The 15,703-nt window shown below is 57.1% G+C and carries 17 protein-coding genes and 1 pseudogene; 9 read left to right on the top strand and 9 right to left on the bottom strand.

Translation table 11 applies throughout. From position 1 onward, the window contains the following. The first annotated feature begins 1 nt into the window (after position 1). The 8 genes from pcaG to ACRZ9X_RS20180 all read left to right on the top strand — a co-directional run bounded on the left by pcaG (position 2) and on the right by ACRZ9X_RS20180 (position 5,918). A complete protein-coding gene (gene pcaG / locus ACRZ9X_RS20145) occupies positions 2-601 on the top strand; it encodes a protocatechuate 3,4-dioxygenase subunit alpha (RefSeq protein WP_480521863.1) in 600 nt (199 codons plus the stop codon). Continuing rightward, entirely contained in the window at positions 594-1,436 is an 843-nt protein-coding gene (locus ACRZ9X_RS20150; RefSeq protein ID WP_480521864.1) for a 3-oxoadipate:acetyl-CoA acetyltransferase, read from the top strand. Before pcaG ends, ACRZ9X_RS20150 begins: the two co-directional genes overlap by 8 nt. A 46-nt stretch (positions 1,437-1,482) precedes the next feature. Continuing rightward, entirely contained in the window at positions 1,483-2,562 is a 1,080-nt protein-coding gene (locus ACRZ9X_RS20155; protein ID WP_480521865.1) for a 3-carboxy-cis,cis-muconate cycloisomerase, read from the top strand. Positions 2,563-2,564: 2 nt separating this feature from the next. After that, positions 2,565-3,503 carry an acetamidase/formamidase family protein gene (locus tag ACRZ9X_RS20160; RefSeq protein WP_480521866.1) on the top strand — a complete coding sequence of 313 codons (939 nt, stop codon included), beginning with the start codon at positions 2,565-2,567 and terminating at the stop codon, positions 3,501-3,503. 110 nt (positions 3,504-3,613) lie between these two features. Then, on the top strand, positions 3,614-4,288 hold the full coding sequence (locus ACRZ9X_RS20165; RefSeq protein ID WP_480521867.1) for a glutathione S-transferase family protein: 675 nt from the start codon (positions 3,614-3,616) through the stop codon (positions 4,286-4,288). A gap of 16 nt (positions 4,289-4,304) precedes the next feature. Further along, on the top strand, positions 4,305-4,946 hold the full coding sequence (gene nthA / locus ACRZ9X_RS20170) for a nitrile hydratase subunit alpha (protein ID WP_480521868.1): 642 nt from the start codon (positions 4,305-4,307) through the stop codon (positions 4,944-4,946). After that, positions 4,946-5,596 (top strand): nitrile hydratase subunit beta, encoded by a 651-nt coding sequence (nthB, locus tag ACRZ9X_RS20175; protein WP_480521869.1) that lies wholly within the window; start codon positions 4,946-4,948, stop codon positions 5,594-5,596. The genes nthA and nthB overlap by 1 nt, the downstream gene beginning before the upstream one ends. Next, positions 5,589-5,918 carry a nitrile hydratase accessory protein gene (locus ACRZ9X_RS20180; RefSeq protein WP_480521870.1) on the top strand — a complete coding sequence of 110 codons (330 nt, stop codon included), beginning with the start codon at positions 5,589-5,591 and terminating at the stop codon, positions 5,916-5,918. Before nthB ends, ACRZ9X_RS20180 begins: the two co-directional genes overlap by 8 nt. Positions 5,919-6,380: 462 nt before the next feature. Here ACRZ9X_RS20180 and ACRZ9X_RS20185 read toward each other — a convergent pair whose 3' ends face one another. From ACRZ9X_RS20185 to ACRZ9X_RS20195, 3 genes are all read right to left on the bottom strand, one after another. Continuing rightward, on the bottom strand, positions 6,381-7,172 hold the full coding sequence (locus tag ACRZ9X_RS20185; RefSeq protein ID WP_480521871.1) for a cytochrome P460 family protein: 792 nt from the start codon (positions 7,170-7,172) through the stop codon (positions 6,381-6,383). A gap of 346 nt (positions 7,173-7,518) precedes the next feature. Next, positions 7,519-8,484, bottom strand: a complete 966-nt coding sequence (locus ACRZ9X_RS20190) for an MBL fold metallo-hydrolase (protein WP_480521872.1) — start codon at positions 8,482-8,484, stop codon at positions 7,519-7,521. A 173-nt stretch (positions 8,485-8,657) separates the two neighbouring features. Continuing rightward, complete coding sequence (locus ACRZ9X_RS20195) at positions 8,658-9,749, bottom strand: enolase C-terminal domain-like protein (protein WP_480521873.1); 1,092 nt, start codon at positions 9,747-9,749, stop codon at positions 8,658-8,660. Between the two features lie 268 nt (positions 9,750-10,017). On the opposite strand from ACRZ9X_RS20195, the gene ACRZ9X_RS20200 reads away from it, so the two are divergent. Further along, positions 10,018-10,737: an alpha/beta hydrolase gene (locus ACRZ9X_RS20200; RefSeq protein WP_480521874.1), complete on the top strand. Its 720-nt coding sequence runs from the start codon at positions 10,018-10,020 to the stop codon at positions 10,735-10,737. Between the two features lie 66 nt (positions 10,738-10,803). Here the strand turns inward: ACRZ9X_RS20200 and ACRZ9X_RS20205 are convergent, their stop codons facing one another. The 6 genes and pseudogenes from ACRZ9X_RS20205 to tnpA all read right to left on the bottom strand — a co-directional run bounded on the left by ACRZ9X_RS20205 (position 10,804) and on the right by tnpA (position 15,697). Next, on the bottom strand, positions 10,804-11,139 hold the full coding sequence (locus ACRZ9X_RS20205; protein ID WP_480521875.1) for an SMP-30/gluconolactonase/LRE family protein: 336 nt from the start codon (positions 11,137-11,139) through the stop codon (positions 10,804-10,806). 161 nt (positions 11,140-11,300) lie between these two features. After that, positions 11,301-12,014, bottom strand: a complete 714-nt coding sequence (locus ACRZ9X_RS20210) for a cytochrome b561 domain-containing protein (protein ID WP_480521876.1) — start codon at positions 12,012-12,014, stop codon at positions 11,301-11,303. 12 nt (positions 12,015-12,026) lie between these two features. After that, positions 12,027-13,528 (bottom strand): annotated as a pseudogene (locus ACRZ9X_RS20215) (aldehyde dehydrogenase (NADP(+))). A 1-nt stretch (position 13,529) separates the two neighbouring features. Next, a complete protein-coding gene (locus ACRZ9X_RS20220) occupies positions 13,530-14,438 on the bottom strand; it encodes a dihydrodipicolinate synthase family protein (protein WP_480521877.1) in 909 nt (302 codons plus the stop codon). A 3-nt stretch (positions 14,439-14,441) separates the two neighbouring features. Next, on the bottom strand, positions 14,442-15,248 hold the full coding sequence (locus tag ACRZ9X_RS20225; RefSeq protein WP_480521878.1) for an enolase C-terminal domain-like protein: 807 nt from the start codon (positions 15,246-15,248) through the stop codon (positions 14,442-14,444). After that, positions 15,245-15,697 (bottom strand): IS200/IS605 family transposase, encoded by a 453-nt coding sequence (gene tnpA, locus ACRZ9X_RS20230; protein WP_480521879.1) that lies wholly within the window; start codon positions 15,695-15,697, stop codon positions 15,245-15,247. Before tnpA ends, ACRZ9X_RS20225 begins: the two co-directional genes overlap by 4 nt. Positions 15,698-15,703: the final 6 nt, after the last annotated feature.

Below are 15,703 nucleotides of genomic sequence, written 5' to 3' on the forward strand. Positions count from 1 at the left end.
CATGGTTCAAAAGCTCGAATATTTGAAAGAGACGCCCTCGCAAACTGCGGGACCCTACGTTCACATCGGATTGGCACCGGGGGATGCGGGGTTTGACATCTATGACCATGAACTTGGCAGGGACATAACCGGTCCGAATGCCAATGGAGAACGGATCACGATCCGGGGCATGGTCCGGGACAGCATCGGCGCGCCGGTCAAGGACGTTTTGATAGAAGCATGGCAAGCCAATGCGGCGGGTTTCTATCCCGGCCAGGGAGAAGTCGAAACAGGCTTTCGCGGCTGGGGACGTGTCATACCGGACTTTGACACAGGCGAATGGTGCTTTGACACGATCAAGCCCGGCGCGGTCGCAGGGCAGGCAGGCGTGATGATGGCGCCGCATATCAATCTCTGGCTGGTTGCTCGTGGCATCAATGTCGGGTTGAACACCCGGCTTTACTTTCCGGATGAAGCCGCAGCAAACGCAACCGACCCGGTGCTGAACCTGATCGAACAGGAGGACCGCCGCAAAACCCTTGTCGCTGTGTCGACGCCTAACGGCTACAGGTTCGATATCCGCCTGCGCGGCGACGGGGAAACGGTGTTTTTCGATGTCTGAACAAACGCCCTGCATCATCTGTGTCGCAATCACGGGATCGGTTCCCACAAAGGCAGACAATCCAGCCGTCCCCATCACAATTTCCGAACAGATCGAAAGCACGCACGGAGCCTTTGAGGCCGGTGCTTCTATCGCCCATTGCCATGTCCGCGACGACGAGGGCAAACCGACTTCTGATCCTGCGCGTTTTGCCGCCCTCAAGGCCGGGATCGAGGCTCATTGCCCAGGTATGATTGTCCAGTTGTCCACAGGCGGCCGATCGGGCGCCGGCCGCGCTCGCGGCGGTATGTTGCCGCTGGCACCGGATATGGCGTCTTTGTCAGTGGGGTCGAACAATTTCCCAACCCGCGTTTACGAGAACCCTCCGGATCTTGTCGACTGGCTGGCCAGCGAAATGCTGACCCATGACGTCAAACCCGAGATCGAAGCATTTGACCTGTCGCACATCCTGCAAGCCGCCCGTATGCATCAGGCCGGAAAGATCAGGGATACTCCCTATGTTCAGTTCGTGATGGGCGTGAAAAACGCCATGCCGGTCGACCGGGACGTTTTCGATTTCTATGTCAAAACCGTACACAAGCTGTTTGGCGACGTGCCCTGGTGCGCCGCAGGGATCGGGCGCGGCCAAATCTTGCTGAACGAATGGTCAATCACCGCCGGTGGTCATGTGCGGACTGGACTGGAAGACAATGTCCGATTGGATCGCGACACCCTCGCCCCATCGAACGCGGCATTGGTCCGGCGTGCGGTCGATCTGTGTCAAAAGCACAGCCGACCGGTTGCCACAGCCGCACAGGCCCGAGGCATTCTGGGTCTGCACAAGGCGGCTGCGTGATGCGGCCTCATCCGCACGCCCTGCCTTTTTAAGAGGACTGTTCAACATGACCGATCTGTTCACGCATCCCTGGTTCTCTGGCCTGTTTGGGGACGACGAGGCCGAACAGATTTGGTCCGCCGAACGCACCCTGTCTCATATGTTGTCATTCGAGGCTGCCTATACGCGTGCGTTGGGAGTGACCGGAACCATCGCTGAGGCTGATGCAAAGGCCGCAGCCAAACTGATCGAACAGGCACATCCAACTTCTGATGCTTTGCGTGCCGGTACGCAATTGGACGGGCTGCCGATCCCGGCGTTGGTTCAGGCGCTCAGATCGAACGCCGGACCGTTGGCCAGTGCCATTCATACGGGGACCACCTCGCAAGATGTCATGGACACCGCACTGGTTCTGACCCTGCGGGACAACAGCAATCTTTTGCAGGCCCGCTTGGCAGATTTGGACAATACACTGGACGGCCTGCGCAAGGCTTTCGGCACACGCATGATCATGGGGCGCACGCGGATGCAGGCTGCTTTGCCAATCTCGGTCGACCACCGCCTTGCAGGATGGCATACGCCACTGGCGGCTCATCTGGAGCGCCTCGGGAACCTGCGTCAGAGGATTGAACGGTTGCAACTCAGCGGTCCGGTTGGGGACGGGCAGACCTTAGGATCCGCCCGTGTGGAATTGATCGCATGTTTGGCGAAAGAACTGCAGCTGGCCCCCTCGCTAGACACCTGGCAGGTGACCCGGACCGTTCTGGTTGAATACGCGGATCTTTTGTCAATGATTACAGGGTCACTGGGCAAAATGGGGCAGGATATCTGCCTGATGGCACAGCAAGGCATCGACGAGATCACACTTGTCGGTGGTGGGTCATCTTCCGCGATGCCCCATAAGCAAAACCCGATTTTGGCAGAACTTCTGGTCACACTTGCCCGGTTCAACGCAACGCAAGTGTCCGGCATGCATCAGGCCCTTGTTCATGAACAGGAACGGTCGGGTAGCGCATGGGCGCTGGAATGGATGATCTTGCCCAATATGGCAAAAGCCACAGCACGCGCGCTTGCAGCGGCTGAAACGTTGTGCACGCAAATCACCTCCATCGGTGACCCTTTAATCATGACTGACAAAAAGGACTGACCATGATCTTGAATGCAGGACCCGATACCTGCCACTGGGGGTTTTTTGATGCGGCCTTGTCGCCAGCTGCAACGATCAAAAGCGGGGAAGAAATAACCGTCAATACCGTGTCCGGCACACCGCAGGTTCTGCCCGGTGACGGCTACCACGTGCCGCCCGAGCTTCAGGCGCTTCACGCAGAGGGTGAGCCAGCAATGCCCGGCCACATCCTCACCGGACCCGTCGCCGTTGATGGTGCCGCGCCCGGAGATGTTCTGCAAATTGACATACTGGATGTGCGATTGCGTCAGGACTGGGGGTACAATGTGATCCGCCCCTTGGCGGGGACATTGCCTTTGGATTTCGACCGCGCGCAAACCACTATCCTGTCCCTCGATGCGGACAGAAACGAAGCCGCTCTGCCCTGGGGTGCAACGTTGCCCCTGGCGCCTTTTTTTGGCGTAATGGGAGTCGCGCCGCCGCCAGGCTGGGGACTTATCTCAACCATCGAGCCGCGCGCGCACGGAGGAAATATTGACAATAAGGAACTGGTTGCAGGCACAACGCTTTACCTGCCGGTCTTTGCCGAAGGCGCACTGTTTTCGTGCGGCGACGGTCACGGGGCTCAGGGTGACGGTGAGGTTTGCGTGACCGCAATCGAAACGGCCCTGCAAGGTCGTTTCCGTCTGACCGTGCGCAAGGATATGGCCCTGAACTACCCCGAGGCGGAAACGCCCACACATTGGATCACCATGGGAATGCACGCAGACCTGGACCAGTGTGTCGAGATCGCCTTGCGGCGCATGATCGATCTTGTGGCCGACACGGCGAACCTGTCGCGTCATGACGCTTACATGCTGTGCTCGCTGGCCGGAGACTTGCGTATCACCCAGACCGTCAACCGCGAAAAGGGCGTACATATGATGATGGCCAAACAGCATTTGGCTTCGCCCTCGGGTTAACCCTCACAAACAGTTTACTTTGCCCGAAACACCGCACCGCAGCCTTGAGGCGCAAGGAATGACCGGGCACAAACCCTGTGCAGACACTGTTGCGACCAAAGGCAGTTCCGATGATCAAATTCTATTTCCATCCAACCCCAAATCCGATGAAAGTGGCGCTATTTCTGGAAGAGGCTGGCCTGCCTTACGAAGTGGAGCCTGTGGACACGTTGAAGGGCGAACAGCACGCGCCGGACTTTACCCGCATCAATCCCAACAGCAAGTTGCCCGCGATTGACGATAACGGAACCATTGTGTTCGATTCCAACGCGATCCTTCTGTATCTGGGCGAAAAATACGGCAAGTTTACAGGTCGGGTCGAGGACCGGGCGGACCTGTTGTCATGGCTGATGTTCATCGCCAGCGGTCTCGGGCCATATTCGGGTCAGGCGGTGCATTTCCAGCATGCTGCCCCAGAGAAGCTCGACTACGCGGTGAACCGCTATCGCCGCGAGGCGCAGCGCCATTATGGCATTCTGGATGCGCGGCTGGCGGACCGCACCTATCTTGTTGGAGATGAATACTCGATCGTGGATATTGCAGCCTGGGGCTGGATTGATCGCGTGACACCGGTTCTGGGTGAAGGCGAACTGGACGCCTATCCAAACCTCAAAAAATGGTTCGATATGGTCAACACACGACCCGCCGTCGCCAGGGCGCGTGACGTGGGCAAGGATATCACATTCAAGTCCGAACGGGACGAAGTTGCGATGCGCGCGCTCTTTCCACAGAATTATCAGGACTGAGGTTAAGGGGGAAACAATGACAAAGTTTGACGGTGACGAAGCAGCCGAGGTGCATCGCCACCTCCATTCTCATCTGCCCCCGGACCCGGCCCTGCGCGTCAAAGCACTGGAAAGCCTGCTGATTGAACGCGGCATGGTCGCGACCGAGACGCTGGACGCCTGGGTCGAAGCCTATTCCGAGCATATCGGACCCAAGCGCGGCGCGCAGGTCGTGGCGCGCGCCTGGGTTGATCCAGAGTTTCGGGACCGCCTTCTGGACAACGCAGCCGAGGCAATCAAGGAGTTCGGCTTCGAAGGTCATGCAACCGGCAATTTGAAGGCCGTCGCAAATACGCCGACGGACCATAACCTTATCGTGTGCACGCTGTGCTCGTGTTACCCGTTCGCCATTCTGGGCATGTCTCCAGCCTGGTACAAATCGTCCGAATACCGCGCCCGCGCCGTCCGCGAACCTCGCCTTGTTCTGGCTGAGTTCGGCGTCACCCTTGGCGCAGAGATTGCCGTCCACGTGTGGGACAGCACAGCCGAGCTGCGGTATATCGTGATCCCGGAGCGCCCGGCTGGCACCGAGGGGTGGAGCGAAACCCAGCTGGCCGACATCGTCACCCGTAACGCGATGATCGGAACAGATCGCGACTTGCAGATCGGAGATGCCTGATGGACGGAGTTCATGACCTTGGCGGAATGCAGGGATTTGGCCCGGTCGAAACTGACCACGATGGTCATGTTCAGATGGAAGATTGGGAAAACCGCATGTGGGCCATTTCCCGAACAACCTGGTCGCCGGACTGGACGGTCGATTGGTGGCGTCACATTACCGAACGTCTTCCCCCGCATGTCTATCTGAACATCCCCTATTTTGAGAAATGGATGCTGACATACACAACAGGCCTGATCACCTCATCCGTGTTTTCGACCGAGGATATTCTGTCCAATCGCGAGGTGTCCGACGCGGAATCCAATGCCCCCGTACACGGTCTTGCGGATGTTTTGGAACAAATTCGCAGCGGCACAAAAAGCTCGCGGGCAGAGATTACTGACGCCCCGCGGTTCCAACCCGGTCAGTCGGTTACGACGCACCGCACAATAACTGCAGACCATACCCGCCTGCCGCGCTATGCCCGTGGTCGCACGGGCACCATCGTCGCCCATCATGGCGCCTATATTCTGCCCGATCTGAATGCCCGGGGGATCGCGAAGCACGAGCATCACTATACCGTCAGCTTCACCGCTCAGGAGCTTTGGGGCGAAAGCGCCAACTCTAAAGACAGTGTGAAGCTCGATTTGTGGGAGAGCTATTTTGTTTGAACCAGAAGACCCTCTGGCCCCAATCCAGCCGCACTTCTCAGAAGGTTGGCACGCGCAGGCATTGGCTATGGCGGATACTCTGGTGACAAGCGGGCAGTTCACCGCCGGCGACTGGGCAGATGCACTGGGTCACGCCTTAAAAACCGCCAATACGCAGGGTGCCCCGGACACGGAAGAGACGTATTACCGCGCCGTCATCAACGCCCTGGAAACTCTGATCGCAACTGGTACAGATATTGACGCCGGTCAGATTGCAGCCCGAAAGGAAGACTGGATCAAGGCGTACATCTCGACCCCACATGGCCAACCGGTGAAACTCTGAACCCGGCGTTTGCGTCTTGACCCATGTTCGGCACGGCTTCTGTTTCCAGACCCTGTCGTTTGCTCTCGCCCAACCAGTTTCGCATAACAATTGATGCCCGATGGGCAACACCTTTGCCACCAGGCATTCTGAAATTTGGGGCGCCGGCCATACGACCAGCTCGTTCGATTAACCGCGCAATAATCACTCAACCGCCATCTACCGGTTGCGAAACCTGTGTTCGAAAAAAACCATTTTGCCATCCGTCCGGAAACCATTAATTTCGTTAATCCCGAAGACTTTTGTAGCACGCGCTCAGATCGTCGGGATAACGGCGTTCCCAATACTGACCGACACGCTCAGGTCGTTTAACGTTTCCAAGTGACCGAAAGTGCACTGGAAACAGCTTCATTTTCGAAAGGAAAGGTCCTGATGTATTCATCAGGACCTCTACATAAACTAACGCTCACCGAAACGTACCGACTATTCAACAACCTTATGCGAATACCCAATGGTCTTTGACGCGCCGAAGTCTTTGACCCAGTCAAAGGTAAAGGCGTAATCGTCCTCGGTCAGTGGTTTGTGGCAGGCCATACAGGGCGCTTCGTTGACGCCATCCTTGTTGCTGCCGTCCACTTCAAACACCGAATAGCGCCAGTTGTCATTCTTATAGATGTCGGGAACATCATCGCCCCAGCCGCCGCGCTTTTCCATCGCTGTATAGAACTTGCGCTCGCCCGCAATCAGCCGACCATCCGCGTCTTTGAGCAAATTGCCATCGGCATCCTTTTGGGCATCAAAGACCTCGACCAGAAAATACGCACCGGGTTCAAACGGACCGCCATCGGCGACACCTGCAAGTGCGATGTCATTGCCACTGAAATACCGCACTTGCTTGCGATCATCATAATCTTTGCGGTGATAGCGGGTAAACGTGGTCTCGTGATCTTTCGGAAACGACAAAAGCGAGCCGTCCAGACCGGTGTCATTGCTGGCCGAAGCGCCCGCCTGGCCCCCGGGGAGACTGGCGAAATAAGCAGCCAGGTTTTCGATATCCGTATCAGACAGGTTCGCGGCGATGGCATTCATCAACGCATTCTTCCGGGTCTCAGACTTGAATGCCTTCAACTGAGCCTTGATGTAACCCTCTTTCTGTCCGGCGAGATTTGGGAAGTTGTCCGCCGTGCTGATGCCTGCACTGCCATGGCAAGCGGCGCATTGCCCGGCCGTCTCGCCGCCAGCCTGAAGATCACCGGCGTGCACGGCGAAACTCATTGATACACCGAACACAGAGGCCCCTAAAATTGTGCGAACCGAAGATCTCATTGAAACGTCCTTTCCCAGGCTGACCAGCACCCGCCCCTGAACCGGGACAATGCGCGCGTTGGAGCAGACAGTAGACCTGCAACAGGCCTGCGCAATTGGCACGACAATCACAAGTCAGCACGTAAACTTGAATCGCTGCTATCGCCGGGCTTAAATCCGGACACGTTTTGCATTGACGATCAAAGATAAAGCCGGGCCGTTGCTGATGGCCCAACTGAAAAACCGTCACGGTCACGCGTGCGAAAATCAGGCCGCAACCTTTGAATTGGTTCTGGCCTGTAATGTTGAAACTGCTTCAGATCTCGGCGGGGATAAACACGTGGCTGTCGCCGTCTTTCTTGATCTTGCCCGCGTTTGGAAAGCCGAAATGGTAACCGCCGATCATCATGTCCTCGGCAATCGCCTTTTCAACCAGCGCCTTCCGGGTTTTTGTTGCCTGCTCTTTGTCGGAATCAAAGCCCAGCTGCCAATCTAAATTGGCCAGGAAAAGCGCCGGGACAATAATGGCGTCGCCGATCAGAAGAACCTGTTGATCCCCTGAAGAAATGTGGAAGTTCAGATGGCCGGGAGAATGACCAAAACTCTCTTCCGCGCGCAACCCGGGCGCAAGCTCTTTCTCTCCAGAAAACCGAGTGACGTTGTCCCAATTTGGGAACGTCGCCTGAATGCGTTTGGCCAGACCCTTGCGGCGCTCCGGAAGTTTTTCAATGATTGCAGGATCGGTCCAGAAATCATACTCGGTCTCGCCCACCATAATTTCAGCATTGGGAAAAACCTGGGCGTTGGTGTCCTTTTCCATCAAGCCAAAAATGTGATCTGGATGCATGTGGCTGATAATGACCTTATCAACCTTGTCCGGAGTAATCCCGGCAGCTGCCAGCCCACCCTTGGCTCCCAGACCCGCGGTCGGAGCCAACTGACCACCGGTGCCTGCGTCCAATAGAATGGTTTTGCCGCCCGTTTTGACCGCTGTATAGGCAAATTCAATTGGCACGTAGTCTGTCGTCAGATTGGCCTTTTTAAGTGCGGCCTTGATGTCATCTCCGGCCACACCGGGAGAGATGGTATCAAAGCCATCGTTCTGCCAGATGCCGTCATAGACCGAAATCACTTCGATATCGCCGATTTTATACGAGTAATGTCCCTTTTTCCGCAAATCCGCTGCATTTGCAGGTGTCATGAATGCAAGCTGACCAGTTAGGCCAAGTGCTGCGACACCTGCGCTTGATGCCAGAAATTGCCGTCGATTAGGTGATGTCATCGTAGGTCCTCCCGAAAAAATAGGCGTATTTGTGACGTTACGCGACATGTCAGGTAGTTTTGTTCTGGCAGAATTCTAAACGCCTCAAACAACCGTGATGAGAGACAACAATACGACTGTTCGAAACTTAACCGACCACGCGGTGGTCTCACTTCTTTCCGGTGCCATATACGTCACTCTGCTGTATATTGCGCGACCGTTTTGTCATTCCACTCAAGCCCCACCCCGGGGCGATTTGGTGGGGTCACAGTGCCGTTGGCGACCTCGTAAGGGTCTTTCAGGATCGGATTCGCCCAATCGACCCATTCCAGCCAATGCGCGCCGGGATCTGAACATAGCAGGTGCGCGCTTGCCTCAGGAAACAGGTGGGAAGACACGGGCCAACCCACAGACTGCGCAAGGCTCGAGGCCTCAATCCAACCGGTGATGCCTCCGATTTTCATGACATCTATCATGACCAGATCAAGCGCCCCGGCACGCGTGGCCTTTGCCATATCGCCCGGCCCCCAATGGTTCTCGCCGCCCTGGATCGGAATAACCGAGGCCGCGCGCAACTCGGCCAGGCCCTTAAAATTGTCAAACGCGACGGGCTCTTCAATCCAGCCCAAATCACAATGGGCCAATGCAGCAAGGCGGTGTTTTGCTTCTGCCATGGAAAGACCCTGATTATAGTCTGTCACGATGGTCGCTGCATCACCAATAGCTGCGCGTACTTCATCAATGACAGCAAGATCTGTGGCCACGTCGGAGTAGCCCAACCTGACTTTCAGCGCCGAAAACCCACCATCTGACAAGAGTATTCCGGCTTCATCCGCAACCTTGCCGGGGCCAATCAGGCCCATGCCATTTGAATTGTATGCAGGAAGGGCCCGGGACGCACCGCCCAGAATGTCATACAGCGGTCGCCCAACGCTGTGCCCAACGGCGTCCCAGGCGGCCATGTCGAGCCCGGCAATAGCCATCAGCGTCAACCCTTCCGCACCCAGAAGCTTGAACTGACTTAACAGCCGCGCGCGCAACCCTCGGGGATCAGCATCGACACCATCGACGACCGGCGCTAGATCGCGCAGCAAGGCCGTCGTTGCCTTGAGTGCAAGCGGGGAATACGTGAACAGGTAGCTACGACCGACAACACCATCGCTGCGTTCAAGGTCTATAAGTACCAAAGGCGCCAGAGTGACCTGGCCGGTCATAACAACTACCGGGCGGCGCAAGGGCACCAGAACCGGGCGAGCGGTCACTTTTTTGATGGTGGGATAAGACACAGTCGGCAGGCCTTTCTTGCAGAGCTTTCGATCGTCAACGCGGACATGGGTCAGTGCACGAGAACCCAAACCCGTGAGTGATTGCAAGATAATTGCCAAACTATGCAATCGTACAGCCGCAGAATCCGCTTACACCTGCCTCTCACACCGGCAGCCTGCTAACTTTGGTTCCTTCATGCCGTCTTTTGAACATCCCCCGATCCTCAAAACGTGACCGCACCCCTGCGACGAGAGTGCTAGAGTTATTCTGAACTTTCAGGAGATACCAATGACCAGACTGCTTGTTGCGCTTGCGGCCCTTCTTCTCAGCGTCTCTGCCGCCCTTGCGGAAACCGTACGTTTCAAGGCCGCCGACGGCGTGGTCGTTACTGCCGAACTCCAGAAACCAGACAAATCCTACAACACTGTTCTCGTGCTCTATCACATGGCCGGAGCGAGCCGTGGCGAATACTCGGAAATTGCCAAGCGCCTGAACGCGCTGGGATATGCGACACTCGCCGTTGACCAGCGGTCAGGCGGCAAGTTCAACGGCGTGAAGAACGAAACTGCGGCCAAGGCGGGTGGTAATGTCGCCTATACCAATGCCATTCCTGACATGCAGGCGGCCGCTGCTTGGGCGCGACAGAACACTGGCGCGCGGAATGTAGGCGTGCTCGGGTCCTCTTATTCCGCTGGTCTGGTCCTTGTGCTCGCTGCTGAAGACAGCGGCTTCGCTGACGCCATCATGGCCTTTTCACCGGGTGAGTATTTCGGCGGCGGTTACGTTTCGAAACGATTGGGAAAATTGAAGGCCCCCGTCTTTTTGACCTCAGCCCGAAACGAAACCGGTCAGTGGAAACTTTTTGAGGCAAAAATCGCCGGACCTGTCACCGGGTTTAACCCCAAAGGACGCGGTCGCCATGGGGCTTCGGCACTTGTAAGTGGCGATGGAGCAGAATACTGGGCCGCGCTCACTGCATTTCTGGACACGCACCTGCCGCCCAGATGACAAAGAGCTGCAATCTGCAGGCGCGGCTGGTTCCATTCGTTCGCTGAGCGGCAGCCACGACCAGCTTTAAAAAGCGGCACCGTTCACATTCAGATGGACGGCATAATGAGAGCTGGTACCGGCAGCGAATAATCCGTTCAGTTTGGCGCGTCCGAAACACACATTCCCAACCATTTCAGATATATGGAGCTTGCCTATCAACACGTCTTGCGAATTCAGGCCGTGAATTCCATCCGCGGCTGAACTCCATATACGCCCTTCTCTGTCCGGGCGGACTCCATCAAACAGCCCATTGGTGCATTCGGCAAACACCGCGCCGCCGGAGAGGCTTTTACCATCACTGTTCACCATGAATTTGCGGATATGCGCAGGTCCGTTTGGTTTCATGAAGTCGGTGGCCACGGCCGCTACCTCATGTGAAGCCGGGTCGATACGATAAACATGACAGGCCCCGATCTCGCTGTCGGCGCGCACCGGTCCACAATCGTTCGACACGGGCATGCCTGATAAAGCAGGCTCCAAACTCTTTTTCGATCACTTGGATTCCGGTGCCGTCCAGAACATCAATCGGTTCCTTTTTTTGTCCTGTCACCCGGTCTGACGGTCGCCCAACCAGACTTAGCCAATTGATTTCCCGGAAACCCCGGGTCGGGCCCCCAAATGGCCTGATAAGTGTCAAACGCCCGGCCCATACGCTGCCAGCGCCCGGCCAGACAGCCAAGCAATATCCAATAGGAAACAAGAACCAACCACATCCATCGTGGAGCGTTCGCGGCCCACAGACCAGTCACAATTGCCAACACCATCAGGGGTAGCACCGCATACCCGAAACCACGATGCAGTTTTTCAAACATCTGTCGCCGAGCCGTCATGTCAAAATGATCACCAGACATGCCCGAAGGATCTGTTGGCCCACCTTTGCAGCCCCGGGACAGGCCTCCGACCAACTGCACCACACCAAGCCCCAAGACCGTAAATCCAAGCAACCGGTGAAGATTGGCGTCCGTTTGTGGGGCGAACCATGCCAATAGCAGCGCAGGCACCGACAGCAGACACACAAGACCTTGTCCAATACGGTGACAGTGCCACCAAGTCGCATTGTCCAGTTCACGAGGCCAGTCCTGACCCGGCATGATCTTGAAATACCGAGCCGCCAGGATCGCAGCAGGACAAAGAATCCCCCAGCTCAGGACCATCAAACGCGCGTGCCAGGACAGGCCAAGGCCAATGTCATGGCCTCGGCCGGGATCAATGGATGACAACAGCCAGTCTGTCATTCGCGCCTCCTGCTAACCCCTGAGATCGTCAGGCAACAACGCTTGGGGCATGTTCTTATAACTGACCGGTCGCAGCCAGCGCGCGATTCCAAGCGTTCCAACGGATGTCGCACGCACATCCGTGCTGGCCGGATATGGTCCGCCATGCATCATCGAGGAACAGACCTCAACGCCTGTCGGATAACCATTTGCCAATAGACGCCCGGCTTTTTCCTCTAGGATGGGTATCAGGTCCTGCGCCAATGCAGTATCACCATCGTTCATATGCAACGTCAACGTCAGTTGCCCCTCAAGGCATTCTGCCACCTCAAGCATCTGTTCGGTGTCATCACACAACACAATGATACCCGCCGCTCCAAACACCTCGCGCTGAAGAGAAGGGTTCGCCATCCATTCCGCCGCGCTGACCTTGAACAGCGCGGGCAAGGCGGCACGCTTGCCAGTTGCGGCGCTGCAGGATGTGACCTCGGTCATCAGACCGCGGAAGTCGCGCACGCCCTGTTCAAAGGCTTGGTGGATACCGTCGGTCAGCATCTTCCGTTCCGCCGAGTCATTCAGCGCGGTAGAGCAGGCGGTTTCCGACGCATCGGCCTCGGGGCCTTTGAGCATGACCGCAACGCCGGGATTGGTGCAGAACTGCCCGGCACCCATGGTCAGCGATGCTGCCCACCCAGCCCCTAGCTCTGCCGCACGTGCTCCCATAGCCCTGGGCAGAAAGAACATCGGGTTGACTGAACCCAACTCGCCATAAAACGGGATGAGTTGCAGACGCGCTTGGCACAGATCATACAGCGCCCTTCGCCCGGCCAGCGATCCGGTAAAGCCCACTGCCGTTATATCGGGATGCTGCACAAGGACCGAGCCGATCTCGCGCCCCGAACCCTGCACCATCTGGAACGTTGCAGGGGGCATACCACAAATCTCAATGGCCTTGGCGATGGCTTGGGCGACCGGTTCGGCAGTACCGGCATGGGCACTGTGACCTTTGACAATCACTGGACAACCCGCGGCCAAAGCTGAGGCAGTATCCCCACCCGCCGTAGAGAAGGCGAGCGGGAAGTTTGACGCACCAAAACGGCCACGGGACCGATGGCCTTGTGCATCAGGCGCAGATCAGGACGGGGGAGAGGCGTCCTTTCACGGAGCGCGCCATCTTTGCGGATATCAAGATATTCGGTCTTTTCAATCAGATCGGCAAACATGCGCAACTGACCGGTCGTGCGGCCACGTTCACCAACCAGGCGGGCCTCAGGCAGGCCGGTCTCGGCCATGCCGGTTTGCGTGATCTCATCACCCAGCACATCCATCTGGTCCGCAATCGTGCGCAGAAACGTGGCGCGCTCGGTCCCGGATTGGCCCGAATAGGAGCGGAAATCGCGCCGCGCCGCGCGACAGGCCTGATCGACTTGTTCCGCCGTTGCCTGAGCAAAGCTTTGTCCGTCAAGGTCATCTGATGCGCGCAGGGTGTCTGATCCGACCCATGTGCCGTCGATCAGGTTTTGTCCAAGGATCACGTTATTTTCCCCATCTCAGCACCATCGGGTCCAGCGGTTTCAGCAGATCTATCAATCGGTCGCGAATGGCCGGTTGCAGCGGATCAATCGGATGGCGGCAGAACTCGGATCGGATGACCCCCCCTTCGACCATCGCGGCCTTGCAGGATTGCCAGCCGCATTGGCGGTTTTCATGGTTGATCACCATCGCCACGCGGCCATAGGCGGCGGTTGCCTCATCGATACGACCCTCATGGTGATGCGTGATGACCGGCTTGATCTGGTCCACGATCATACCCGAAGTCATCGACCCGGTCGCCCCCGCATCCAGATCGGCCAGCAGGGTGATGCCTTCCTCGCCATCAAAGGGGGCTTCAATCGCGGCGCCCCCTTCGGCGATCAGTGCCCGCAGCTTGTTGGCCGCACGAGGGCATTCGATCTTGAACAGTTTCACCATCTCGATCTCTTGTGCCATCTTCACCAGCAAGGGCACAGGCAGATCGACGCCCGACAAGGGCGCGTCCTGCACCATGATCGGGATGCCGACCTCACCCACGGCGGCGAACTGATCAAAGGTCTGCTGCGCGTTCCCTTTCAGAAGCGCCCCGTGATAGGGCGGCATCATCATCACGATGTCCGCGCCCAGATCCCTGGCAAACTGCGCGCGCTCAACCGCGATTTGGGTTGCAAAGTGGCTGATCGTCACGATCACTGGAACGCGCCCGGCCACATGCTCTAGGCTCAACCGTGTCAGGACCGCGCGTTCCTCGTCCGAGATCAGGAACTGTTCCGAGAAATTGGCCAGCACGCAAATCCCGTCCGCGCCCTGATCGATCAGACAATCCAGAACGCGCTTCATGCCTTCCAGATCAAGCGTTCCGTCATCATGGAACGGTGTCGGCGCGACGGGCCAAATACCGGTATAGCTCATGGATTACTCCGTAATCTTGAAATGTTTCAGATGTTTGTCCGTGATCTCGATCCCCGGACCCAGCTTATTGTCATCCAGATAAAGGAAGCCGTCCACCGTCTCGGGGTCGGCTTGGAAAATATAGCAGAACAGCTCATTGCCAACCTCGACATCGAAGACGGGGACGTATTCGCTGATCATGCAGTTCGCGTTGGCCATGGTCAGGTGATAATTGTGCATCTGCCCGGCATGCGGTATGACGGGGATCTGATGCGCCTCGGCGATCGCGTTGATCTTTTGCGCCGCTGTGATGCCGCCCACGCGGTTGGTGTCATATTGCAAAACGCTGACGGCCTTTTTCTCGATCAGTTCCTTGCAACCGATGATCGAGAATTCATGCTCACCACCCGAGATCGGAACGATGTTCATCGCGTAGAGCTCGCGATAGCCTTCAACATCGTCGGCAATCACCGGTTCTTCCAGCCAGTGGGGTTCGTATTTGACCAGCTTGGGCAGCATCCGCTTGGCATAGTCCAGGTTCCAGCCCATGTAGCATTCGACCATCAGATCGATGCCATAGCGGATAACCTCGCGCACGGCCTCAACCCGTTTGAGGTTTTCGCGCATTCCCGCCATGCTGTCCTTTGGCCCCCAGCCAAAACGCATCTTATACGCGGAATAGCCGTTCTTTTGCGCCTCGGCGGCCTCGGCCTTGGTGGGTTCCAGGGCATTGAATTCAAGCGATTGCTTTTTCGTATTCCTTAACTCGCAACAGCGTTGGACGCCGAGGCAGCCTGTATGAGATTTTACGTAATCAGTTCGGTGCCTCACAACTCTTGCACGATCTGTCCCTGATTGAACGACGACCGACTGACGTCGGTCGGATCGGCGATATGGTTTTCGAAGTATTGCAGCAAGATGTCTTCGGTGATCGCGCCGTTGGTGGTTGAAAAGTACCCCCTGCCCCAGAACCGACGGCCCCAATAGCGCCAGCGGATCGCGAGAAACTCTCGTTGTACTTTGTGTGACGAACGGCCCTTCATCCTGCGCACCAAATCGGAGATGGCGCTCTTTGGCGGCACCGACACGAAAATGTAGACGTGGTCGCTCGGCAACACCCCACGCAAGATGTTGATCTCGTTCTCGCGGCAGAGTTGACTGGTGACCTCGCGCACGCGCAGGCGCACCCTGCCGGTCAGCACCTTGTAGCGGTACTTCTTCGACCAGATGATATGATAACGGTGATAGAAAACGCAGTGCTTGCCGGTGTCATACTGCATGACCTT

It is taken from the genome of Ruegeria sp. AL1 (assembly GCF_056540905.1).